The sequence below is a fragment of the Streptomyces sp. NPDC050528 genome, assembly GCF_044457795.1.
Taxonomy (GTDB): Bacteria; Actinomycetota; Actinomycetes; order Streptomycetales; family Streptomycetaceae; genus Streptomyces.
This window is the reverse complement of the sequence record NZ_JBITHH010000012.1, coordinates 77,455-100,691: the sequence shown is the minus strand read 5'-3', so window position 1 is coordinate 100,691 and position 23,237 is coordinate 77,455. Positions and strand designations below refer to the sequence as shown.

Genomic DNA, 23,237 nt, shown 5'->3' with positions numbered 1-23,237 from the left:
GTGCTGACCTACCCCCCCCGTGTGATCACGGACCGGTGCGAGGGGTGAGGCATGCAAGGCGGAGCGGTGATACGCCGCCGGGCCCGAGTCCTGGGGCCTGTACGGGCTGCCCAGCAGGTTGGTGTCCGAGGACACCTGTACAGGACCGGGCGCTCACGGCGTCATGGCTGGCCGGGACCGTGAGGGGTGGGGCGCTGTGGAAGGAGATTGAACGCGTCGTCCGAGCTGCGGAGTTGGGGTCTTTCGGGGCGGTGGATTCCTGTGCGGCGACGGTCGTGGAGTCGATTTATTGCGGCGCCGTGCCGAGCCGGTCGGAGGCGCGGAGGTGGGCCGCGCGGCCCACGACGCCGTGTGGATCACGTTGCGCACCGACGGGCCGACAGGTTGGTGGTGGTCGCGGATGTGGCGTCCTCCCAGGTGCCGGTCCAGCAAGGTCGGCCGATGGCGGGGCCGGCGCGGCTGCAGGTAAGTGCGATACATCGGATGAGTCAAGAACTCGGGGCGGGATTGCCGGTGTGTGAAAGTCTTCCCAAATAGCCGCAACTAACCGGTTGTTCGGCGTGGATGGCTGTCGGTCGAGGTCATTGACAGGTGCCTAGGGGATGCCTAGGTTCCTCGATACACCCGATGTATCAATGACCGTCAGCTCTGGAGGACAATGATGACCTCGCAGTCGGGGAACCACTCGCCGCTGCCCCGCAGAGTCTTACTCGGCACCGCGCTGGGAGGAGCTGCGACCGCGGCCCTGCCCGGTGGAACGGCCCACGCCGACGAGCCCGTACGGGCGGACGGGGCGGCCGACGTCGTACCGGCGGCCAGAACCGGCAGAACCCCCTGGAGACTCCGCGACACCATGCGTGCCGACGGTGCCTGGGAAGAATTTCTGCGGGGCCAGGATCTGTTGTGGAGCAGACTGCCCACCCTCTGGTACGAGGGACCGTTCCTGGGGGACGGCCAGCTCGGCAGCATGGTGTACCAGGAGCCGGGAACCAACCAGATCCGCTTCACCATCCAGCACGGCCGGGTCCAGGACCATCGGCCCGAGTTCGGCAGCGGCTGGGGCACCTGTCGCCTGCCGGTCGGCCACCTCACACTCGAACCGGTCGGCACCATCACCTCCGTCGACTGGCGGCTGAGCCTGTGGAACGCCGAGCTCACCGGTACCGTCACCACCACCGCGGGCACACTCACGCTCTCCGCCCTCATCCACGACGAGGTCTTCGCCGCCCGTGTGACGGCCGGCGGCGACGAACGGGTCACCTGGACGTTCCACCCCGAAGAAGCACTCAGCCCCCGGCGCATCAGCGAAGCCCCGCCCGCCGGCTACACCGCCAACCCGCCCTGGACCACCCGGACTTCCGCCGACGGCATCGAGCAGGTGCTCCAGCCCCTCACCGGCGGTCAGACCGCCACCGCCTACCGCCGCACCGGCCACGACCTGCTGCTCAGCGTCGGACACAGCTCGCCCTCCGACACCGCGGCCGCAACCGCTTCGCTACGCAACATCCGGCGCGCGGCCTCGCACACCGCCCTCAGACGACGGCACACCCAGTGGTGGCACACGTTCTACCGCAAGAGCTTCGTCTCGTTCCCCGACCAGCGCCTGCAGAGCTTCCACTGGATCCAGCTCTACAAGGTCGCCTCCGCCAGCCGCGCCGGCGGCCCCGTCATGGCCACCTCCGGGCCCTGGCTGGAGCCCACACCCTGGCCCGCGGTCTGGTGGAACCTCAACGTCCAGTTGGAGTACTGGCTCATCCACGGCTTCAACCACCCTGAGCTGGACTCGCTCGCCACCACGCTGCGCCAGAACCAGGAACAGCTCGCCGCCAACGTGCCCACCGCCTACCGGGCGGACAGCTCCGGCATCGGCCGTAGCTCCGACATGTTCGCCAATCGCGAGGTGGGACGACCGGGAACAGGCGCGGAGACCGGCGACCTCACCTGGGCGCTGCACAACGTGTGGCTGTCCTACCGGCACTCGATGGACAAGGCGCTGCTGCGCGACACGATCTATCCCGTGCTGCGCCGGGCGATCAACTACTACCTGCACTTCCTCGCCCCGGGCAGTGACGGCAGACTCCACCTGCCCAGCACACTCTCGCCCGAATACCCCGTCGTGCCGCCGCAGGACACGAACTACGACCTGGCCCTGATCCGCTGGGGCTGCCAGACCCTGATCGAATCCGCCCAACTGCTCGCAATCGACGACGAGTTGATCCCACGCTGGCAGGAGGTGCTGGCCAGGCTCACGCCGTACCCGGTGGACGACAACGGCTTCATGATCGGCGCCGACACCCCGTACGCGCAGTCCCACCGGCACTACTCACACCTGCTGATGGTGTACCCGCTCTATCTCGTCAACTGGGACCAGCCCGGCAGCCGCGACCTGATCACGAAGTCGGTCGCCCACTGGCACGCCCTGACCGGCGCCCACCGGGGCTACAGCTACACCGGCGCCGCCTCCATGTACGCGATGACCGGTGAGGGAGACACCGCGATCACGTACCTGCGGAAGTTCTTCGATCCCGCCACGCGCTACCCCTGCCGTGCCAACACGCACTACACCGAGGCCGGACCGGTCATCGAGACGCCGCTGTCCGCCTCGCAGTCCCTGCACGACATGTTCTGCCAGAGCTGGGGCGGCGTGATCCGTGTCTTCCCGGCCGTCCCCTCCTCCTGGGCGGACGTGACCCTGCATGATTTCCGGACCCAGGGCGCCTTCCTGGTCAGCGCCGTGCGAAAGGCCGGGGCGACCCGGTTCATCAGGATCAGAAGCCTGGCGGGCGAGCCGCTCAAGCTCCGGCACGGTCTCACCGGGACTCTTACCGTGCTCCTGGACGACGGCACCCCCGCCCACACCCGTGATCTGGGCGACGGCACCCTCGCCATCGACCTTCCCCGGGGGCGTGAGGTTCTGGTCCACGCCGGTTCTCGCCCCGATCTCGTGATCGCACCCGTTGCCGTCAGTGAGCCGGGGGCGGCCTGGGGCCTGCCGTAGCGAAGCCGGAGGACGTGGCCGTGTCGTCGAGTGTCAGGCGGCCCACCTGGCCGGCCTCGGACTCGGCGACACGCTTCCTCACATCGCCGGTGAGGGCCCGATGGTCAGCCGGTTCAGCCGGGACACGGGGCCGTTGCCCCTCGCCACGACGTACAGCGGTACCTCTGCCGACATGCGGCCGTCCGACTGGTCCGGACGCAAACCACTCCGACCAGTACCCACGCCGGAGGCGTACTGGTCGAGGCGGTCACTGGCCGTCGGCCCTCAACGCCGGTCACGGACGAACCCGGATGATCGTCTTTCCCTTGCGTCGCTCGGTCGGATTGAGGGCGGCGACGGCATCGTCGAGGGGTGCGACGGTGTCGATGTTCGTGCGCAGTCGCCCGTCCCGCACCCGCTGCACGATCTCGCCCAGTCCGGCACGATCGGCCTCGACCACGAAGTCCACCGCCAGGCCGGCAGCGGGCCGCGCTTCGACCGGGCCGACGATGGACACCAGTGTTCCTCCAGCCCTGACAAGGGCAGCGGACCGCTTCTGGATGTCGCCACCGATCACATCGAAGACCAGATCGACGCCGCCGACGTCTTCCAGCGTGTCGTTCTCGAGGTCGACGAACTCGTGCGCGCCGAAGTCGAGTGCCTTGGCACGGTCGGCGGCGCGTCCGGTGGCGATGACATGGGCGCCGGCCTCACGTGCGAGTTGGGTCACCGTCGTCCCGACCGCCCCGGCCGCGCCATGGGCGAGGACGGTCTGTCCGGCCTGAAGGCGGCCGTGCCGGAACAGTCCCTGCCAGGCGGTCAGGCCTGAGATGGGCAGGGACGCGCCTGTCGTGAAGTCGACGTCGCCGGGCAGCGGTGCGAGGTTGCGTGCTTCGATCGCCACGTACTCCGCCAGGGTGCCGTCACGGTGCCAGTCGGCGAGGCCGAACACTCGCTGCCCCACCGAGAGCCCCGTGGTGCCGTAGCCGAGGGCGGTGACCACTCCGGCCAGCTCGTGGCCGGGGATCGACGGTGTCTTGTCGCGGCCCGCGCGATCGGTCCAGGTCGATGGCCACTCCATCTCGGTCGGGACGAATCCCGACGCGTGAATCCGAACGACGACATCGTTGATGGCTGCCTGCGGTTCGGGTCGCTCGGCCAGCGTCATCCCGGCTGTTCCTGCGGCCCGGTCTGTCACCACGATCGCTTTCATGGGACTCGTTTCCTCGATCATCTGTGTCTTCGGCGGAAATTCCGCAGGGGCGGAAAGCCGGCTCGGCATCACCGCTGCGGGCTGGACGGGACGCGGCCGGCGATCTGGGTTGCGTCGGCCGGACTGCTGTGCGCCCGTCGTCATGTCTCCGACTTTAAGAGCGGAGTAGCCCAGGGGTATGGTCCATTTCCATGGCAAATCCATGGGCCACTTTGGGATTCGGCTTGTACGTCGAACGGATCAGCCCAGACCGGCGCCATGGGCTGTCGAAGGCGCTGCGGACAGCGGTCCGCTGCCGGTCGGACGCGGAGCACGGGGTGAAGAGCGTCGAGGGCGTCGCCCACACTGTCAGCCAGGCCGTAGGGAAGGCCCGCCGCGCCGCCTCCGGGCACGGCCGTAAGGCAGCAGCGCAGGGTGGGACGCAAGAGGACCCGGAAGACGAGCCGCCGGCCGGGTCGCGGCTGCCTGTCCGACGGGCTCCATGGGGGAGATCCGGGCCGCCCGATGCCCGTCGACCAACGGGAGGCCTCGATCGGCGCGCTGCTGGTGGCGGTGGCCCGCGCCAGCGGCTGCGAGGTGGCCTGTCTGCCGGGCCTGTCGATGCGACGGCTGGCTGATCTTCACCCGGGCTCCGGCAAGACCGACGCCCGCGATGCCTTCGTCATCGCCGATGCCGCCCGCACCATGCCCCACCTGCTGCGAAGCATCACGCCGGACGAGAGTGTCCGGGCCGAACCGGCCATGGTGCTGGGCCATGACGACGACCCGGCCGGTGATGCCACCCGCATCTCCAACCGGCTGCGCGGACTGCTGGCCTCGATCCCCCCGGCCCTTGAACGGGTCCTGGGCCCCCGCCTGCGTCACCCGGCGGTGCCGGCGCTGCTGCAGGCCTTCGGCTGCCCGGCCGCACTGGCCCAGGCCGGCCCCGAAGAGAGCTCCAGCGCAGCCCCCGACAGCGGACCACGACCACCTCGCTGCCACCACCCCCTCACCGACACCCCCGCCACCGCGATCCCGGCCGACGGGGATCTGGCCGAGGCCCAACGCTTCATCGACACCACCCTCACCGCGCCGGGCCGTCGGGTGCGCTGGCCGCTGTACGGGCTCGGCGGCGCTCCGTTGAAGGTGGTACTGCGCGATACGAAGACTCTGGGAGCACTCGTCCTCAACCACGCAACCCCCGACGACCTGGGCCCGCTCGCAGCACCCAATGTCCTGGACCGTTTGGAGCACCACCGCGCTCACGCGCTGCCCGTCGGCTCCACAACGCTCACTTGGACACCCGCCATGGTGATCTGCACAGCCACGTCGCTCCCGGCGACGCCGCTGCGACGGCCGTGGCAGTCTCGGCAGCGTTTCGTATCCTGCGCGCCGAGAACATCCGCTCCGCCGCCCGGGCCGCGGAGTGGCTGACCGGCCGGATGACCGCATCGGGCAGACCTCTGTACCCCGGCAACGTCGTTGCCCTCGGCGGAGCGATCTCGCCCGCGCTCGAAGCCACCCTGCGGTGCAGCAGGGAGAGCAAGCTGATGCCGGTGGCACGCCTGCGTCACCGCACCGGCGTCTACTCCACCAGGCCCCCAACCGACCACAACGCCAGAGCCCGCCTGTGGCCGGAGTGGACGCTGCGGCTCACCTCACGGCACGCCAGCGGCAGGCCCGTCGCCCAACGCGCCGAGGAACTCCTCGCCGTCGCCTGCCTGCTGGCCGGGACCACCACCCCGATCCGCGATGCGGTCCGCCTCACCGGCACCACCGTCAGCAGCCACAACGTGTCCACGTTCCTCGCCACCCTCACCCGCCACCTGGACGGCGCCGACGTCCTGCGTGCGGTGATCCTGCTCGCCGACCACCTCGACACGAACGGCGCCCCGATCGACTACGCACGCCGACGGGCACTGTTCACCACCCGCCCTCAATTCATCGACGCGCGGGCATGGTTGGAGCTGCAGCGGAGACTGCGCTCGAACTCCAGCCCCAACCCGGTGCACGCTCAGCGTTGGCTCTTCCACACGCTGACCGGCTCACCTGCCCACCATGCCCACCCCGACATAGCGCCGGCCACCCCCGGTCAACGCCAGCACTACCAGCGCTTTTGCTGGCGGATCCTGCCCGCCGAAGCAGAACTCCTCCGACACACCGCACGACGTCTCCTCGACGAGCACGGCATCAACGAACCCCTCCAGTGGACGCCCCAACTCCCCGACCGCGCGCTGTACGGCCTCCAACTGCCCGGGCCCGACCCGCACAGCATCAGCCCCGAACGGCTCCACCAGGCCGTGCCCGGCAGCGACTTCTCCATAGCCCAGTTCGCCCGCACCCTTAAGATGACCACCGCCCACGTCGTCCACCTGCTCTCCGAGCACCCCGTCGACTGGAGCCCGCCCCGCTTCCGGCGCACCCAACACACTGCCACCCGGACAGCACAGTGGCGCCAGTGGTACGAACGCGACCGCCTCTCACTCCAGGTCATCGCCGACCTGGAGGAGACCACTCTCGCCACCATCCGCCTCGCGCTCCTCAAGAACGGCACCCAACTGCGTCCCGCTGGCTCCCGTCCAGGCCGACCGAGACGGAAGTGAGCCGAGAGATGGTCGGGAAACGCTGCCTGTCTCCGTGACAGTCCGGAACCCATCCGAGCCGTCAGAAAGGGCATGAAAGGACCAGTGGGATCTGTCCGGGCGATCTTGTTGGCCACTAGCGACGAGACTGGAGATGGGTGCTGGCCGGAGGGCTCGGTTCCCTGGGAGACAAGAGCGTCCTGGGACCGACACTCACCCGGACGGCGCCGGCCCCGGCATCGCTTGGACGTGACGTCTCGTGCGGCAGGCAGGGTGCTCGTGGCAGCGGTCAGTCATCGGCTGCCACGGTGCTCAGCAGGGTGGGTGCCGCGACCACTTCGACCTCGCCCGGCGGCAGGATGTGGCCCTCGGCGCAGGAAAGCCGGGGGTGGACAGGTGCCCCGCAATCCCGGTGTCGCAGACGTACCGGACCTCCGTCAGGGGCGGCATGCCGGTCGCCCCACTCCATGAGGGCGAAGAAGGCGACCATGAGCTCTTCGCCGGGCGGGGTGAGTTCGTAGCGGTGCCGTGTGCGCTGGCCGGCTTCCTGGTAAGGCACCCGGGTCAGGAGCCCGACGTCGACGAGTTCTTTGAGCCGCTTGGACATCGCGGGCTCGCTGAGCGGGGTTTCCCGCACGAAGTCCTGGAAGTACGTCGTGCCGTAGAACGCCTCGCGCAGCACCAGCAGGTTCGCCGGGGTGCCGAGCACCTCCAGGGCGCGAGCGGCGGAACAGCGCTCGGACCGCCAGCTGTCGCGGTCGGCCAGCAGGCCAATCAGGGATGACGTCACCACTCCACTCTACGAGCAGCCTGACTTAAGGTACGTTAAGTCAGCCATCGCGCCCACCTCTGGAGGTTTCCCCGTGTCAGCTGCAGCCCTGGAAGCAACTCTCGATCACGAGCAGGTGGTGGTCCGGTCAGGCCGCCGGACCGGCCTCCCTGTGATCATCGCCATCCACTCGACCCGCCTCGGGCCCGCAGTGGGCGGCGTCCGCATAACCCGCTACGCGTCCCCGGCCGACGCGTTCGTCGACTGCCTTCGGCTGAGCCGGGGCATGACGTACAAGGCCGCCGCCGTCGGCAACGGCACGGGCGGCGGCAAAGCTGTCGTACCGCTGCTTCCCGGCGGCCCGCAGCAACTGGACGAGGCGCTGCGAGATGGACTGCTGATGGACCTGGCCGAAGTGGTGCACGAACTCAACGGCGCGTACCACGTGGCGCCGGACGTGGGCAGCAGCACCGCCGACATGGTCCGCATCCGTCGCCGCACGCCGTACGTCGGCGGCTACTCGACCACCGAGAACGGACTGGGTGCGACAACGTTCGGCACGGCTGCGGGCGTGGAGCACGCGATGCTGGCCACTGCCGAGCATCTGTGGGGTGCCGCCGATCTGCACGGCCGGGACGTCGTGGTCGTCGGCTTCGGGGCCGTGGGGGAGGAACTCACCCGACGCCTGGTGGCCGCAGGAGCCACGGTCAGGGCAACCGACATCGACATCACCCGTCGCGCAGCCGCGGAGACGGCTGGAGCAGGGTGGGTGGAACTCGACGGCGCCTACACGCTGGAGACGGAGATCCTGGCGCCGTGCGCACTGGGCGGAGTGTTCACCAGTGGGCTGGCGGCTGCGCTGCGCTGCCGCGCCGTGGTCGGCTCGGCCAACAATCAGCTGGCCACCGACGAGGTGGCCGCCGATCTCGCCAAGGCAGGAATCGCCTGGGCCCCCGACTTCGTGGCCAATGCCGGCGGAGTGATGTACGGGACCGGCGTCGAACTGCACCACCTGAGCCCTGAGCAGTCCCGGGACCGGCTGGGGTCGATTCAGTCGACGACCGCCGAGATCCTGCGGCGGAGTGCCGAAGAGGCGACAACCACCCTGGCAGCTGCCAACCGGATCGCGGAGCGCGCTCTGGCCGCCGCCGGGCGATAGCTCTCTGCTCGACGACCGGCCCGCCGGTTGAGGGGCGCCTCTTTGCTGCGGACACCCTCGCCCGCCGGGTCGTGCTCGTGCACCGGCATCTGAGAACTGTTCCGGTCGTGGCGCCTCCCCGGCGTGAGGCTCACAACCGGCTGCGTTCGCCCCCCTTCCTGGCTCGTATTTCACCGCGCAGGCACGACACCCCAAGCGCCGATCGCCCCTCCAGGGGGGACGGCGCCTCTCACGGAGAAAATCGATGAGTACGTGTGCGGCCGTGTGCCGCGTGGCCCAGGCCGGGGTGCTGCGATGCGCTCGGCCTTCCGACATCTGGTTCAAGCCCGCGCTGAGCGTGGTCGCCGCTACCGCCCTGCCTGCTCTGTCTCTGCTTGTGCTGGGCAGGCTCGACCTGGCGATGTACCCGATAGCTGGCGCCATGTCCGCTCTGTACTGTCACCACCGCCCATACGCTGCCCGATGCCAGACCCTGGTCTGGGTGGTGCTCGGCATGGTCGGCGGCCTCGCCGTCGCGCTGCTCACGGCGGCGCTCACCACCAACGCAGCTGTCCTGGTCGGTGTCGGCGCTCTCATGGCCGCTCTACAGAAGGCCGTCTGCGACGCCACCCGCATCGGCCCGCCCGCGAGTGTGGTCCTGACTTTCATCAGCTCGACCGCTCTGTTCCTGCCTCAGACTCCCGCTCAGGTACCCGGCCATGTCGGGCTGGCCCTGCTGGGGGGTGTCTGGGCCTGGCTGGTCTGCATGGCGCCCGGCCTGCTGCGCCCCCACGGACCCGAGCGTCGCGCCACTGCCCACGCCCTAGACACGGTCGCCGGGTACGTCGCCGTGAGCGAGACGGCCGAGGTCCGGGTCGAGGCCCGCGCTGCCGCTGCCGCGGCTGTGCATGCCGCCTGGCAGTGCATGCCGGCCGCCGGCGCCCGAGGCGACCTCACACGCCGCTCCCTCAGACGGCTCGTCGCTTGCGCCGAGGTCGCCGTCACCGCCCCTGGAGATGCCGACCCGGAGCGTCTGCAGGCGTGGGCGCGCAACCTGCGCGGCTCGGGCCCGGTCCCGGACGTCGGCCTCCCAGTGCCGGACAGTGAGGAACTCCTCGACGTCGACGCCGAGACGACCGTGTCACCCCAGGCGGTTTGGTGGAGCCGGCACAATCTGCTCGCCCCCATCGCGGTGCGCACCGGAATCGGCTGCGCGCTTGCCGGATACGCCTCCCTCGCCCTCGGGATCGGGCGCCCGTACTGGGCCCTCGTCACCGCCGCCTCCTTGTACCAGGCCAACCTCACACTCACTCGGCGACGAGCAGTTGAGCGGGTCGTCGGCAACCTCATCGGCGTCCTCGCCTTCGCCGCTGTCGTTCCAGTCGCCCATCTGCATCCGGCGGCCCTCGTGCTGTGTTTCCTCGCCTTCTGCTTCACCGCGGCGGCACTGATCGGCCCCAACTACTGGCTCCATACCGTCTGCGTCACCCCGATGGCCCTGCTCATCACCGAGTTCGCTCGGGTGCAGGACTCCGTCCAGTTGATCACCGGACGGATCGCCGACACTCTCGTCGGTACGCTCGTCGGCTTCGCAGCAGCCCTGGCAGTCACCAACCGGCGCGCAGGGGACCGCCTCGAGCACGCGCTCACCGCCCTCGAGCACGCCCATGCGCACACGGCGGCTCTCCTTGCCGAGCCGGATCCCGTGCCCGGCGCGCTGAACGCCGCCCGACGTCGCCTCGGCGCCGCGTTGGTCGAACTGCGCGCCTCGGCCGACACCGCAGCCGGCGAGTGGTGGCAGCACGCCCTGCCCAGCGACAGAGTCGTGCACGCCGAGCAGTCCGGACACCAGATGCTGACGGAGGCGCTACGACGTCAGAGTCCGGCCTCCCTGGGCCCGGGCGCGGGCACCACAGGACAGGACGCCCGAGCATGACCGGGACGACAAACCCGACGGCCCCTCAGCCTGGCACCCACCGGCGGCCAGCATTCCGGCAGCTGGGGTTCTAGCCGGGATTCTTTGAACTGGGCACGACCACGTACTGCCGCAGGTACAGGTCGCGGAAGCTCACCGGCCCACGTGGACCGGGAACCCGGTCGATGTTGATACCGGTCTCCGGCAGTCGCAGCAGCTTGAAGCCGTCGAGAAGTCGCGTGGGGGAATTCCAGAAGACCCCGGAGCCGCCGTACGCATCAATGAACCGGGTAGCGGCAGCCGGGTCGTCGGTCGCGATGGCGGCGGCCAGCCCGGACGTCTCCTCGTTCGCGATCCGCGCCGCGTCCGACGGACCGTCGGCGGCATCGATCGTCACGGTTGCCGCACGCTCCGAGTCGAGTGCCCACTCGAACCCGCGCGGATGGGTGTGCGGTGGAAGAGATGCGGTGATGCCCAGACGGTGCAGGAGCTGAAGAATGCCGGGCAGCCGCTCTTCGTACACAGGCCGGTCGATGAGCAGCAGATTGAGCCGGTTGCACACGCCCAGGCGGTCGAGGCTGTCGGTGATCAGCCGGTGCGCTGTTGTTTCGGTGGCTACAGAGTCCACGTACAGGACTCCGCCGCCGTCGGCATGGGCGAGGGTCCGCACACCGTGACGTGCGCCTTCCTGGCCGAGGTCGCGGGTGCTGTCGCCGCTCCCGCGAAGGATGACCAGCGGGATCAGTTCGGGCAGGGCCACCAGCGCGTAGGCCGCAGAGCGGTCTTCGCTGGGCACCAGCTGGATGGCGTCCGGATCCAGCCCCACCTCGGCGAGTGCCGGCGCGATGACTTGATCCACCAAGGCCCGGGACGAGCCGAGCGCCGCCGATCCGGTGCGCAGCACACCCGCGTTGCGCGACTTGAGGAACTGGGACGCGATGTCGAGCGTGACGTTCGGACGAGCCTCGAAGTTGGCGCCGATGGCCCCGACCGGACGCCTGCGTTCCAACAGGGTGAGGCCGTCCGGGCGCACCTCGACGACCCTGTCCCTCGGCTCATGCGCGGTATCCGCCAGCGTGCGCAGCTCCGCCGCCATGGCCTCCAACCGCGTCGAGCTCAGTCGCAAGCGATCCTGCAGCGCGGGCGACATGCCCGCGGAGACAGCAGCCGCGAGGTCCTTCTCGTTGGCGGCCATGAGAGCCGACTGCACCGATCCCAGACGCTCCGCCATGCCGCGCAGCGCCTGGTCGATCTCGGCGTCCGAGGCACTGATGAGAGCGGTGCCACCCTGCTTGGCTCGGACGGCACAAGCGCGCACGACATCCGAGGAGGCGGGTGCTCGGTGGTCCTCGTCGCTTGTCACGGGCTTCCTCTCACTGTCCGAATGCCACAGCAACCTGGATGCAGGATCGTAGCATCGTTCAACAATCTTGTTCGGTGTCTGTGCCCCGGCAGTGCCGGGGGCGCGGGAAACGGCTCGTGGCGATGTCGACGTTGAGATGTCCACCGGCCCTGACCTAGGGATCAAGGCCGGTCTGATGACGAAAGGCTGGCTCCTGGCGGTGAACGCCAGGAGCCAGCCGTGTGGATCACTAGGACCTGTTGGACGAGGCCCGCGCGACGGCCTGGGCGAGAACGTCGGCCACCTCGTCGGCATGGGACAGGTGCGGAGAGTGCCCGGAGGGAATTCGAACACTGTGGGCAGCGCGCGCGGCCCACTGTTCCTGTACAGCGGGCGGCAGCGCACGATCCTCGGTGGCCACGACGTACGTCAGGGGCACCTCGGTCGGTGCGGCGCCCAGCTTCTCGGTGAAGGCGCGCATGCCCTGCCAGTTGAGGCGTTTGACGGCCTCGGCGGTCAGGGCGGGGTCGACTCCGCTGAAGATGGACTCCTCGGCGTCTCCCGCCTTGACGGCCAGGCCGTCGGGCGAGTGGTTCCAGGTGGGCGGGAAGTCGCCGCCCATCCACTCCATCATCGAGGTGCCCGCTTCGAGGGCGAAGGCGGCGATGTAGACGAGCTCCGTCACCTGGTCCGACTCTGCGGCGGCCCAGGTCGCCGGCACTCCGCCGTAGGAGTGCGCGGCGAGCACCACAGGTCCGTCGACAGCCTCGACGGCGGCGCGCACCACCTCGACGTCCTCGGACAGCCCCAGGGCGGCCGCGCTGTCGGGATTGCTGCTGGGCAGTTGGACGGCTCGGGAGGCGATGCCGCGGGCGCTGAGCCTCTCACGCAGGGGTTCGAAGATCCACGGGGTGTGCATCGCTCCGTGGACGAGAACGACAGTGGGGTTCATCTGAGCTGTCCTCAAGTAGCGGAGGGTCAGTCGGTCATGGCGTCGCGGACCAGCGCGGTGTCCACGAACTGTTCGAAACGGACGATCAGGCCGCCGCGCACGACGAAATGGTGGGCGACTCGGACGTCGATGGTCTTGCCGGTGGCCTTGTTGGCCGCCGTGTAGCGGGCGAGGACGACGACGTTCTCGCCGTCGACGACGTAGGTGTCGTCGTGGGCGGTCCAGCCGTCCCACTCCTTGCCCAGCTGCTCCATCACGTTGGCGGTGACCCCGTCGGGGGTGCGGTAGGTGCCGGCCAGGGGGAAGCCGGCCATTTCGGTCCACTCCACGTCGGGGGCGAGGGTGGCCTGAAGTGCCTCCAGGTCACCGGCCGCGGAGGCCAGGTACTGGCGGCGTACGACGTCGGCGGGGGCTGTGGACGTTGCGAAGTCGGTCATGGTCAGCCCCACTTCATTTCGCCCTTGGCGACCTTGGCGCCGATCTGGGCGGCGATGAGCATGCCGTTGTCCGGGTAGCGGGCGATGAGAGCCTCGGTCAGCGCGGCGCCGTCGGCGGCCTTGCTGAGCTCCTCCTCGAAGGCGAGCAGATAGCCGCGGGTGGCGGAGATCGCGGATGCGTTGGCCGGGGCGTTGGGCAGGCGGTGGCCGGGGACGACCAGTTCCGGCTGGAGGGCGGCCATCTCGTCCAGCAGGGTGACCCAGGCGGCGCGGTCGTCGGGGGTGGGGGTGTCGGCGACCCAGACGTGCTCCTGCTGGAAGAGCAGGACACCGCCGAGGAGGGCGCGGTGCTCGGCCTGCCACAGGTAATGGCGGTCGGGCAGCCCCGCAGGACCGCCCTTGAGCTCGAAGCGGTGTCCTTCAAGGGTGAGGTCGCCGGTCAGGGGCTCGAGGTCGACCAGGCGCGTGGGCAGGTTCGGGCCGAGGGCCTCCCAAGCCGTGAGCTTGCCCTGGTAGGAGTGCTGGATGTGCTCGATGACGATCGGCGTCGCGACGAACGTCGCGTCGGGGAAGGCGTCGGCGATCACCTCGGCGCCGAAGTAGAAGTCAGGGTCGGCGTGGGAGACGAAGACCGTGGTCAGAGTCTTGCCTGAGTCGAGGATCTCTGCGGCCAGGCGGTGGCCGTCGGCGCGGGTGAAGCAGGCGTCCACCAGCAGCGCCTCCTTCTCGCCGGTGACCAGTGTCGCGGTCTTGTTCCTGCTGCCGACCGGGAAGTCCAGGTCGAAGACGTTGAAGGAGAGGGTGCTCATCGGGGATTCCTTGGAGAGGTCGGAGGCTGGGACAAGGGCGACGCAGGAGGAGACAGTGACATGGTCACTCTTGCCACGCGGGTAACTGTCGGCAAGGTGAAAGAGCGACTCGGCATGGTCAAACGGCGACATGCGTCCCGGCGGCTGCCCCTTGCGGAGCCCCCTGGCCTGGACCACGCGGTCAAGTTTCGATCTCCCCGGACCGGACCGGGGACAGAACCGGGTTACCGGCGGTAAGTTCCCGCTGCCCTACCCCACTTCACAGGAGTTCCGCTTCATGCGCCGTCTCTTCGCGTGCCTCACGGCCGCGGCCATCACCTGCGTCGGGTTCGTCGCGAACGCGTTCCCGGCCGCCGCCGCGGACCCGTCGTCCGGGTCCTTCAGCACCCTGACCTACAACGTGGCGGGCCTGCCGGAGATCCTCTCCAGCGCGTCCACGCCCCGCGAGTCCAGCACCACTGCCATCGGTCAGCGCATCGCGCCCTACGACATCGTCAACGTCGAGGAGGACTTCAATTACCACGCCTACCTCTACGCCGGCGACACCGCGCACACCTACCGCACCCCCACAAGCGGCGGTGCGGGCATCGGCAGCGGACTCAACACCCTGTCCAAACTCCCCTACGACACCGACGACTTCGAGCGGGTCCACTGGAACTCCTGCCAGTACGACTCGGGCGACTGCCTGACCCCCAAGGGGTTCACGTTCATGCGTGAGCAGCTGGCGGAAGGCGTGTACGTCGACTTCTACAACCTGCACACCAACGCCGGCACGAATGACGGCGACGAGGCATCCCGCGCGGACAACCTGAGCCAGTTGACCTCGTTCATCCAGTCCCACTCGGCGGGCAACGCGGTCGTCGTCATGGGCGACACCAACACCCGGTACACCCGATCCGCCGACACCATCGCGGAGTTCGGCGCGGCCAACGGCCTCACCGACGCCTGGGTCAAGCTGATCCGCGGCGGCACCGCGCCCGCCAAGGGCAGCGACGCGCTCGTGTGCGACCAGACCGGGACCACCGTGCCCAACACCTGCGAGGTCGTCGACAAGGTCCTCTACCGCGGCAGCAAGCTGGTGTCCCTGAACGCGACCTCGTACAACAACGAACACGCCAAGTTCCTCACGGACGACGGGAAGATGCTCTCCGACCACGACCCGATCACGGTCGGCTTCACCTGGTCACGCAACCCCGACTTCCAGCTCAGCGACCAGTTCGGCGGCCCCCACGGCGACTACTACACCGACATCGACGCCATACCGTCGGGCGCGCGTCCCGTCAGCCTCTCGCTGCGCAGCGGCTCCCGGGTGGACGCCGTCGGCCTGACGCTCGGCAACGGCACGGTCCTCACCCACGGCGGGACCGGCGGCACGGCGTCGTCCCTGGCACTGGGCAGCGGCGAGTACGTCACCACCGCCCAACTGTGCCAGGGCCAGAAGAGCGGCCACACCCGGATTTTCTACGCCAGGTTCACCACCAACCTCGGCAACACCCTGACCGGCGGATCCACCACGTCGGACTGCGTGACCCGCACCGCCCCGTCCGGATGGCAGATCGCCGGCTTCCACGGACGCTCCGGTGACGAGATCGACAAGCTCGGCTTCATCTACGCGAAGCGTTGAGCCGACACCCGGCACCGACCATGCGGCGACGGCCTCAGGGCCGTCGCCGCATGGCGCGGCGGAGGGGACCATGCGACCACTGTGCGACGCCGACCCTCACTGCTGACTCCGATGCGCCTGACGGAACGTACCGGGAGTGACACCGGTGTGCCGGGTGAAGAACTTGCCGAAGTTGGTGGGTTCGGGGAAGCCGAGGCGGCGGGCGATGGTCGCCACCGGCTCGTCGGTGTGGGCGAGCAGGCGCTGGGCCTCCAGAGCGACGCGGCCGTCGATGACGTGTTTGACAGGCTGACCGGTGGCGGCGGTGCAGGCGCGGGTGAGGGTCTTGACGGTGTATCCGAGGCGGTGTGCGTACTCGGCGGCGCGGCGGGTGGTGGCATACGAACGCTCCAGTTCGGTGCGGAAGCGGGCGTAGACCTCGCCGCCCGCGTGCGGATCGGCGCCGTTGTCGGGCTGCGGCAGCCGGTCGATCTGCAACAGCACGGTGGCCAGCAGGAGTTGCAGGATCTCCGCCGAAACGGCCTGCTCCGGCCGGTCGTACTCGGCGCGCAGCTGACCCAGCAGGGTGGACAGCACCGCGTAGATGGGGCTCGCGCCCAGTTGCCGGCACGCCGGCCCGTACCACTCGTTCACCAGCCGGTCGGCACTGCTGGTGTGAGGTGGAAAGGCCGGCGTGAACAGCAGGTGCGTGCCGTTGGCGGTGCCCGGCCGTACGAAGCTCTGGACCTGGCCGGGGCGGACCCACAGCAGGGTGCCGGGGCGGCAGGGATATGTCACGAAGTCGATGGCGTGTTCGCCGCTGCCCTGGGTGATGAGGGTGAGGGTGTGGAAGTCGACCCGGTGCACCAGGTCGGACCGCCTGCCGCTGTGCCGGCGCCGTTCGTGCAGGGTCGCGAGATCGATGATCTCGAAGCCGGGGACGCGTTCCTGGGGAGGATTGAAGTCGAGCCGGAGGATGGCATCGCCTCCCGACAGATCGGCCGTGTCAGGGTCGGCGGGAAACATCGCGATCTCCACATGTCCTCGAATTACCATGCCGTGTCTTCATGGTATCTCGCCTGCCTGCGGCTTTGCGGCAAGAGTGGAGGTGAGCGAGACGGCGGAAGGCCGTCATCCACCGCAAGGAGCATTCCCATGAACGGTACGGTCACGGTCCTCGACAAGGGCACGGTGCGGATCCACAGCTACATGTCCCCGGCCGACACCTTCCACACCACCACCCAGCTGATCGAGACGCCGACCCGGATCATCGCGATCGACGCCCAGCTCCTGCCCGCCTACGCGGACGAGGCCGTCGCGTACGCCAAGGGACTCGGCAAGCCGCTGGACCGGCTGATCGTCACCCACGCCCACCCCGACCACTACAACGGCGCCGCCCGCTTCGGCGCCCCCGTCCACGCGCTGCCCCAGGTACGGGAGCAGATCCTGGCGCGCGGCGACAGCCAGCTGCCCACCGGCCTGGTCATCCCGGTCGCCGACTTCACCCCGGACGTGGCGCTCATCCCGGGCATCGAGGTCATCGACGGCGTCCCGTTCGTCTTCGAGGCCGTCTCCGGCGGCGAGGCCGCCGACGAACTCCTCGTCAAGCTGCCCGAGCAGGGCGTCCTGATCGCCCAGGACCTCGTCTACAACGACGTCCACCTCTACCTGGGCAACAACGACATCACCGGCTGGCAGCGGGCCGTCGACGCGCTGGCCGCCGAGTCCGGCTACGACACGATCCTCGCCGGCCACGGCCTGCCCACCGGGCCGGAGGTCTACGCGCAGGTGCACCGCTACCTCGACGACGCCCGCGAACTGCTCGGCGACGACGGCCAGGCGTACAAGAAGGCGATCGTGGACCGCTATCCCTCCCACGTCGGCCCGTTCATCATCGACATCGCCAACCGGTCCCTCTTCCCCACCGGTAACTGAGCACCCGCCTCCCCCTTTCCTCCAACTCCCTTCCACCCAGAAGGACTTGTCATGCCGTCAGTTCGTCTGCGCCACCCCCGCGTTGCGGCCGTCGCGGTGGCCTCGCTGTTCGTGATGGGCGCCGCCGCCCCGGCTCTCGCCACCCCGCACGCGAGCGGGAGGCCCACCGCCGCCTCCGGGCACCACCACGCACCGCTGCCCACCAGTTACACGATTCCCGGCAGCAAGACCTACCCCGAGGGCATCGCACGCCAGCAGGGCACACCCTTCTTCTACGTCGGCAGCACCAGCGACGGCACCATCTACCGCGGTGACGTCCACCAGAGCGCGACCCAGGTGTTCCTGCCGGGCGGAAAGGACGGACGGACCTCCGTCGCGGGCATGAAGACCGACCGCGCGGGACGGCTCATCGTCGCCGGCGGCGCCACCGGCAAGGTCTTCGTCTACGACACCCGCACCCGCGCCCTGCTGCACGTGTTCGACACCGGCCGTACCGACACCTTCCTCAACGACGTGGCCCTCGCCCCCAACGGCGACGCCTACATCTCCGACTCGATCCACCCCGCGCTGTGGCACCTCACCGCCGCCGAGCTGAAGAGCAAGCAGGTCCAGCAACCACTGCACGTGGGCGTGGACCTCACCAACTCCCCGATGGTCTACGACGACGGTTTCAACGGCAACGGCCTGGTGGTCACCGCCAACGGCCGCTACGTCCTGCTCGCCGACTACAACGACTACGCCTTCTACCGCGTCGACCTGCACACCCACCAGGTCGTCCCGATCGACCTCGGCAGCGCCAAGGGCGTCTCCGGCGACGGCCTCCTGCTGAGGGGCAACACCCTCACCGCCGTCACCGAACTCGACCACCCCGAGGGCCAGATCAGCGTCCTGAAGCTGAGCCACGACTACACCAAGGCCGAACTCGTGCGCACGGTCCACGGCCACGGCATGCACAGCCCCTCCACGGCCGCCGTCGACGGCCACGACCTGCTGATCGTCAACTTCCAGTTCCAGATCACCAATCCGGTGCTCCCGTTCAACGTGGTGCGGGTCCACGCCTGACAGCCAGCAGGCACAGCGCCAGAAAGGACACCATCCTCATGAAGATCACCATCATCGGCGCCGGCAACATGGCCCGAGGCATCGCCACCCGCGCCCTGGCGGGCGGACACACGGTCACCGTCACCGCCAAGGACCCCGGCAAGGCCGTACGACTCGTCGACGAACTGCGCGGGCAGGCAACCGGCGAGGGCCGGATGGCCGCCGCCGACGCATCTGCCGTGGACACCGCGGACATCGTGGTCCTCGCCGTCCCCTTCGACGCCGCCAAGCAACTCGCCGCCGCCTACGGAGAGCAGCTGAGCGGGAAGGTGCTGGTCGACATCAGCAACCCCGTCGACGCCTCCCTCGACGCACTCGTCGTCGCCCCGGGCACCTCGGCCGCCGAAGAGATCGCCGAGGCCGCCGGACCGGACGTACGTGTCGTGAAGGCGTTCAACACCACGTTCGCCACGACCCTGATCGCCGGCGAGGTGAACGGCACTGTGCTCGACGTCTTCATCGCCGGTGACGACGAGGCCGCCCGCAAGCAGGTCGCCGACCTGGTCACCTCCGGCGGGCTGAACCCGGTCGACGTCGGCGCGCTCAGGCACGCCCGCGAGCTGGAGGGCTTCCAGCTGCTGCACATGGCCCTGCAGATCCGCGAAGCGGGCCACGGCTGGGCGAGCACGATCAAGATCGTCGCCCCCTGAGCCGTAGCAGTACCACCCCATCGAGCCCCACTGCCGGCCCGCGACCCCCACGGGCCGGCAGTGGACCGTCAGCAGAACCCCACCAGGAGAGCCACCCCATGCGTGTCCGTACCTCCCTGACCACCCTCGCCGCAACCGCGGTCCTGCTGGCCTCCGCGGCCACCGCAACCGCGGCGACCCAGCCGCTCTCGGCGCCGCACATCACCAACCACTTCCAGCTGGCGGCCTCGCAGCAGCCCGAGAACATCACCGTCGACCGCACCGGGGCTGCGTACCTGACCTTCTCCTTCGCCCGGCAGATCGTCCGCGTCACTCCGGGCAGCCGGCCGCACGTCCTGGCCACACTGCCCGCCCCCGCCAAGGCGAACACCCCCAACCTGGGCAAGGCGTTCGTCGGCGGCATCGCCCGCGCCGACGACGGCACCCTGTACGTCACCTACGCCACCGGCACCGCCGACCTCACCGGCGTCTGGGCCGTCCGCCCCGGCGGCCGTCCGCATCGCATCGCCGCCCTGCCCGCCGACGGGTTGCCCAACGGCCTCGCCCTCGACCAGCACACCGACAAGCTCTACGTCACGGACTCCGTGCACGGCGTCATCTACCGCCTCCCCACATGTGGCGGAAAGGCCACCGTCTGGGCCAAGGGCACGCAGCTGGAGCCCACCACGTTCGCCGGCGCCAACGGCCTGAAGCTGCACAACGGTTCCGTCTGGGCCACCAACCTCGACCAGGGCACCGTCCTGCGCATCCCGGTCACCGCCAAGGGCACCGCCGGAAAGATCCAGGTCCGGGCCACCGGCATGCCGTCCATCGACGACTTCGCGTTCACCGGCCACGGCGACACCCTGCTCGCCGCCCGCGACGACAACCAGGTCGACCTCGTCCGCCCCGACGGCACCCACACCGCCGTCCTCACCCCGGCCGACGGTCTTCAGACCCCCACATCCATCGCGGTCCACGGCAGCAAGGTGTACGTCCCCAGCGCCGCCTACATGACCGGCAAGGACCCCAACCTGCTCATCGCCCGCCTCGGCCGCTGACGCGGCCGGCGGGACGCATCCCACCGGCGCCGGTGCCGCGCCGACCGCGCGGCGCCGGCCGGTGCAGAACCGGCAGCACACTGGTCCGCACGGGCCGCCCTCTCCGACAGCCCTGGAACCGACATGTCCGAACCCTCCCCGACCAGCAGCGCCAGGACAGCAGACACCCTCCACGCGCCGTCCCCGGACCCTCATCCGCCCCGTCTGCCCCTCGTCCTGGTCCTGGGCTCCCTGACCGCGCTCGGCCCGCTCACCATCGACCTCTATCTCCCTGCCCTGCCTCAGGTCAGCGGAGATCTCCACGTCTCACAGGCCGTCACCCAGCTCACCCTCACCGCCTTCATGATCGGGATCGCCCTGGGCCAGCTGGTCATCGGGCCCCTCAGCGACACCCTCGGCAGGCGCCGTCCCCTCCTGACCGGCCTGACCGTGTACGTCGCGGCGAGCCTCCTGTGCGCCGTCGCCCCCAATCCCACGGTCCTCATCGGCATGCGCATGGTCCAGGGCCTGGCGGGCGCCGCCGGGATCGTCATCGCCCGGGCCGTCGTCCGTGACCTGTACGACGGACTCGGCGCCGCCCGCCTGCTCTCCTCGCTGATGCTCGTCTCCGGCACCGCGCCGATCCTCGCCCCCGTGCTCGGCGCCCAACTGCTGCGCCTGACCTCCTGGCGCGGCGTGTTCGTCACCCTCACATTGCTGGGCCTGGTCATCCTCGCCGCCACCGCGACCCTGCTGACCGAGACCCTGCCGGCACACCAGCGCCGGCGCGGGGGGCTCCCCGACACCCTGCGCACCATGCGCGACCTCGTCAAAGACGGCCGCTTCTCGGGCTATCTGCTCACCGGAAGCCTCGGCTTCGCCGCCCTGTTCGCCTACATCGCCGGCTCCTCCTTCACCCTGCAAGAGGTCTACGGCGCCTCCCCGCAGACCTACAGCCTGCTCTTCGCCCTCAACTCGGTCGGCATGGTGGCCACCGGCCAGCTCAATGGCAAACTGCTCCTCGGCCGTTTCCCCTCGCATCGCATCCTGGGGGCGGGCCTGACCGTACTCGCCACCGCGGGTACCGCCCTGGTCGTCCTGGCCACCCTCACGCACGTGGGCCTGCCCTGGATCGCTGGCGCGCTGTTCTTCACGGCCTGCCCGGTCGGCATGATCCTTCCCACCACCACCGCCCTGTCCCTCCAGCGGGCCCCGCACGCGGCGGGCAGCGCCTCAGCGCTCCTGGGCACCACACAGTTCGTCATGGGAGCCCTCGCGCCCGCCCTCGCCGGTCTCGGCGACCAGGGCACCGCCCTGCCCATGGCCCTGTCGGTGCTCGGCCTCGCGCTGGCCGCGACGGTCTGCTTCCTGGCCCTCTGCCACCCATGGCGTCCCATTTCGGACCCGCTGGCCCAGTAAGAACTCCTAACGAAATGATCTTCATCCGGGGCAAGCGTCATTCAGACCGGCTGGTGTTCCAGGGCATCCTGTTCGTGCTGCATACCGGGATCGCCTGGGAGTACCTGCCGCAGGAGCTCGGCTTCGGTTCGGGGATGACATGCTGGCGGCGCCTGGCCGAGTGGACCGAGGCTGGTGTGTGGCCCCGGCTGCACGAGGTCCTCCTGGCCAAGCTCCGCGGCGCGGACGCCCTGGACTTCTCCCGGGCGGCGGCGACGGTTCCCACATCCGGGCGTTAAAGGGGGCTCCAAGACGGGACGAAGCCCTGTTGACCGGGGCAGGGCGGGCAGCAAGCGCCACCTGATCACCGACGCCACCGGCATCCCACTCGCGGTCACTCTGACCGGAGGCAACCGCAACGACGTCACCCAGCTCATCCCACTGCTTCAAGCGGTACCGCCCGTGCGCGGCGAGCGCGGCCGACCGCGCCGTCGCCCGGAAGTCGTACTCGGGGACCGCGGTTACGACCACGACAAGTACCGCCGGCTCGTCTGGGACCTCGGTGTGAAGCCGGTCATAGCCCGCCGCGGCACCGAGCACGGCTCCGGCCTGGGCACCGAACGCTGGGTCGTGGAGCGCGCGTTCGCCCACCTGCACTGGTTTCGCCGCCTGCGGATCCGCTCGGAGGTGCGCGACGACGTCCACGAAGCCGTCCTCACGCTCGGCTGCGTGCTCATCTGCTGGAGGCGCCTCATCGCATGTGAGGCTCTCACCTGCAGCTGAGAGCCTCCCGTCCTCAACTACGCCCGAAGGGCCACGCGGCGCGGATCTGGGCGAGTCGCAGACGCTGGGCATCGACCCAGTCGGCGGGCAGGCGCACCAATACGCAAACCGAGGTGAGGGACACCGCCGTGTCCCTCACCACCACCTCGATCGCGTTGAGGACCTCGCCGTGCGAGATGTACGGCCCCTCCGGCGTGATCCGGATCTCCGGGTTTCGACCGTCATCCATCCAGCGGATCGGCTGGCCCTCGGCGAGCAGTTCGAGCGCCACTGCCCAATCGTCCAGGTCTTCGGGCAGCAGGCACACCTCTGTGAGGTGGCCCTTCGCGAACTCGCTGGCCACCAGGATGTCGACGTCAAGGCAGCCGTCCCACGGGAGCACTCGGGTTGTTGGCCCCGCCACCCGGACGATCACGCTGTTCTCTTCATCAGCAAGGTGGATGAGGTCCACCGGACCGCGCTCGGTCATGTCATATCCCCTGGGCCGTCTGCATGTGCCGACTCATCATGCACACGTCCTCGGCAGAGCGGTCCCAGGGGAGAACGGGCGCTGATCATTCTGTTCGGAGTTCTTAGACGTGCCGCTGTTCGAGCCGACGGCGTCCCACGGTGCCCACGATATTGACGGCGCCGGT

Annotated in this window: 18 protein-coding genes and 2 pseudogenes; 12 read left to right on the top strand and 8 right to left on the bottom strand. The window is 69.4% G+C overall.

Translation table 11 applies throughout. The features are described 5' to 3' along the window. Positions 1 to 661 precede the first annotated feature (661 nt). Positions 662 to 2,998, top strand: a complete 2,337-nt coding sequence (locus ACIBK4_RS35805; RefSeq protein ID WP_399002182.1) for a glycosyl hydrolase family 95 catalytic domain-containing protein — start codon at positions 662 to 664, stop codon at positions 2,996 to 2,998. 274 nt (positions 2,999 to 3,272) lie between these two features. Here the strand turns inward: ACIBK4_RS35805 and ACIBK4_RS35800 are convergent, their stop codons facing one another. Further along, a complete protein-coding gene (locus tag ACIBK4_RS35800; RefSeq protein ID WP_399002180.1) occupies positions 3,273 to 4,190 on the bottom strand; it encodes an NADP-dependent oxidoreductase in 918 nt (305 codons plus the stop codon). A gap of 510 nt (positions 4,191 to 4,700) precedes the next feature. Here ACIBK4_RS35800 and ACIBK4_RS35795 point away from each other — a divergent pair. Both ACIBK4_RS35795 and ACIBK4_RS35790 read left to right on the top strand, forming a co-directional pair. Next, positions 4,701 to 5,156 (top strand): annotated as a pseudogene (locus ACIBK4_RS35795) (transposase); the annotation flags it as partial. 371 nt (positions 5,157 to 5,527) lie between these two features. Continuing rightward, complete coding sequence (locus ACIBK4_RS35790; RefSeq protein ID WP_399001631.1) at positions 5,528 to 6,772, top strand: hypothetical protein; 1,245 nt, start codon at positions 5,528 to 5,530, stop codon at positions 6,770 to 6,772. 268 nt (positions 6,773 to 7,040) lie between these two features. Here ACIBK4_RS35790 and ACIBK4_RS35785 read toward each other — a convergent pair whose 3' ends face one another. Then, positions 7,041 to 7,541 (bottom strand): helix-turn-helix domain-containing protein, encoded by a 501-nt coding sequence (locus tag ACIBK4_RS35785; protein ID WP_218967957.1) that lies wholly within the window; start codon positions 7,539 to 7,541, stop codon positions 7,041 to 7,043. Between the two features lie 73 nt (positions 7,542 to 7,614). Here ACIBK4_RS35785 and ACIBK4_RS35780 point away from each other — a divergent pair, with 73 nt between their 5' ends. Together ACIBK4_RS35780 and ACIBK4_RS35775 are read left to right on the top strand one after the other, a co-directional pair. After that, the gene (locus ACIBK4_RS35780) at positions 7,615 to 8,679 is read left to right on the top strand and encodes a Glu/Leu/Phe/Val dehydrogenase dimerization domain-containing protein (RefSeq protein WP_399001629.1); all 1,065 of its coding nucleotides are present in this window, start codon (positions 7,615 to 7,617) and stop codon (positions 8,677 to 8,679) included. Between the two features lie 244 nt (positions 8,680 to 8,923). Further along, positions 8,924 to 10,594, top strand: coding sequence for an FUSC family protein (locus tag ACIBK4_RS35775; RefSeq protein WP_399001627.1), 1,671 nt, complete (start codon positions 8,924 to 8,926; stop codon positions 10,592 to 10,594). Positions 10,595 to 10,664: 70 nt separating this feature from the next. On the opposite strand, the gene ACIBK4_RS35770 is transcribed toward ACIBK4_RS35775, so the two are convergent. The 4 genes from ACIBK4_RS35770 to ACIBK4_RS35755 all read right to left on the bottom strand — a co-directional run bounded on the left by ACIBK4_RS35770 (position 10,665) and on the right by ACIBK4_RS35755 (position 14,113). Next, positions 10,665 to 11,768 carry an aldehyde dehydrogenase family protein gene (locus ACIBK4_RS35770; RefSeq protein WP_399001625.1) on the bottom strand — a complete coding sequence of 368 codons (1,104 nt, stop codon included), beginning with the start codon at positions 11,766 to 11,768 and terminating at the stop codon, positions 10,665 to 10,667. Between the two features lie 397 nt (positions 11,769 to 12,165). Beyond that, complete coding sequence (locus ACIBK4_RS35765; protein ID WP_399001622.1) at positions 12,166 to 12,867, bottom strand: alpha/beta fold hydrolase; 702 nt, start codon at positions 12,865 to 12,867, stop codon at positions 12,166 to 12,168. Positions 12,868 to 12,893: 26 nt separating this feature from the next. Beyond that, positions 12,894 to 13,304, bottom strand: coding sequence for a nuclear transport factor 2 family protein (locus ACIBK4_RS35760; RefSeq protein ID WP_399001620.1), 411 nt, complete (start codon positions 13,302 to 13,304; stop codon positions 12,894 to 12,896). 2 nt (positions 13,305 to 13,306) lie between these two features. Beyond that, a complete protein-coding gene (locus ACIBK4_RS35755; RefSeq protein ID WP_399001618.1) occupies positions 13,307 to 14,113 on the bottom strand; it encodes an MBL fold metallo-hydrolase in 807 nt (268 codons plus the stop codon). Positions 14,114 to 14,390: 277 nt separating this feature from the next. On the opposite strand from ACIBK4_RS35755, the gene ACIBK4_RS35750 reads away from it, so the two are divergent. Beyond that, positions 14,391 to 15,737, top strand: a complete 1,347-nt coding sequence (locus ACIBK4_RS35750) for a jacalin-like lectin (RefSeq protein WP_399001616.1) — start codon at positions 14,391 to 14,393, stop codon at positions 15,735 to 15,737. 96 nt (positions 15,738 to 15,833) lie between these two features. Here ACIBK4_RS35750 and ACIBK4_RS35745 read toward each other — a convergent pair whose 3' ends face one another. Further along, positions 15,834 to 16,742: an AraC family transcriptional regulator gene (locus ACIBK4_RS35745; protein WP_399002178.1), complete on the bottom strand. Its 909-nt coding sequence runs from the start codon at positions 16,740 to 16,742 to the stop codon at positions 15,834 to 15,836. A gap of 129 nt (positions 16,743 to 16,871) precedes the next feature. On the opposite strand from ACIBK4_RS35745, the gene ACIBK4_RS35740 reads away from it, so the two are divergent. The 6 genes and pseudogenes from ACIBK4_RS35740 to ACIBK4_RS35715 all read left to right on the top strand — a co-directional run bounded on the left by ACIBK4_RS35740 (position 16,872) and on the right by ACIBK4_RS35715 (position 22,602). Continuing rightward, positions 16,872 to 17,651 (top strand): MBL fold metallo-hydrolase, encoded by a 780-nt coding sequence (locus ACIBK4_RS35740; protein WP_360530005.1) that lies wholly within the window; start codon positions 16,872 to 16,874, stop codon positions 17,649 to 17,651. A gap of 51 nt (positions 17,652 to 17,702) precedes the next feature. Next, a complete protein-coding gene (locus ACIBK4_RS35735; protein WP_399001614.1) occupies positions 17,703 to 18,713 on the top strand; it encodes an SMP-30/gluconolactonase/LRE family protein in 1,011 nt (336 codons plus the stop codon). Positions 18,714 to 18,751: 38 nt separating this feature from the next. After that, complete coding sequence (locus tag ACIBK4_RS35730; RefSeq protein ID WP_399001612.1) at positions 18,752 to 19,402, top strand: NADPH-dependent F420 reductase; 651 nt, start codon at positions 18,752 to 18,754, stop codon at positions 19,400 to 19,402. A gap of 98 nt (positions 19,403 to 19,500) precedes the next feature. Next, positions 19,501 to 20,442: an SMP-30/gluconolactonase/LRE family protein gene (locus ACIBK4_RS35725; RefSeq protein WP_399001610.1), complete on the top strand. Its 942-nt coding sequence runs from the start codon at positions 19,501 to 19,503 to the stop codon at positions 20,440 to 20,442. Between the two features lie 123 nt (positions 20,443 to 20,565). After that, positions 20,566 to 21,840 carry a multidrug effflux MFS transporter gene (locus tag ACIBK4_RS35720; RefSeq protein ID WP_399001608.1) on the top strand — a complete coding sequence of 425 codons (1,275 nt, stop codon included), beginning with the start codon at positions 20,566 to 20,568 and terminating at the stop codon, positions 21,838 to 21,840. Then, positions 21,807 to 22,602: pseudogene (locus ACIBK4_RS35715) on the top strand (IS5 family transposase). Before ACIBK4_RS35720 ends, ACIBK4_RS35715 begins: the two are co-directional and overlap by 34 nt. A gap of 13 nt (positions 22,603 to 22,615) precedes the next feature. On the opposite strand, the gene ACIBK4_RS35710 reads toward ACIBK4_RS35715, so the two are convergent. Further along, the gene (locus ACIBK4_RS35710; RefSeq protein WP_399001605.1) at positions 22,616 to 23,071 is read right to left on the bottom strand and encodes a DUF5959 family protein; all 456 of its coding nucleotides are present in this window, start codon (positions 23,069 to 23,071) and stop codon (positions 22,616 to 22,618) included. Between the last annotated feature and the right edge of the window lie 166 nt (positions 23,072 to 23,237).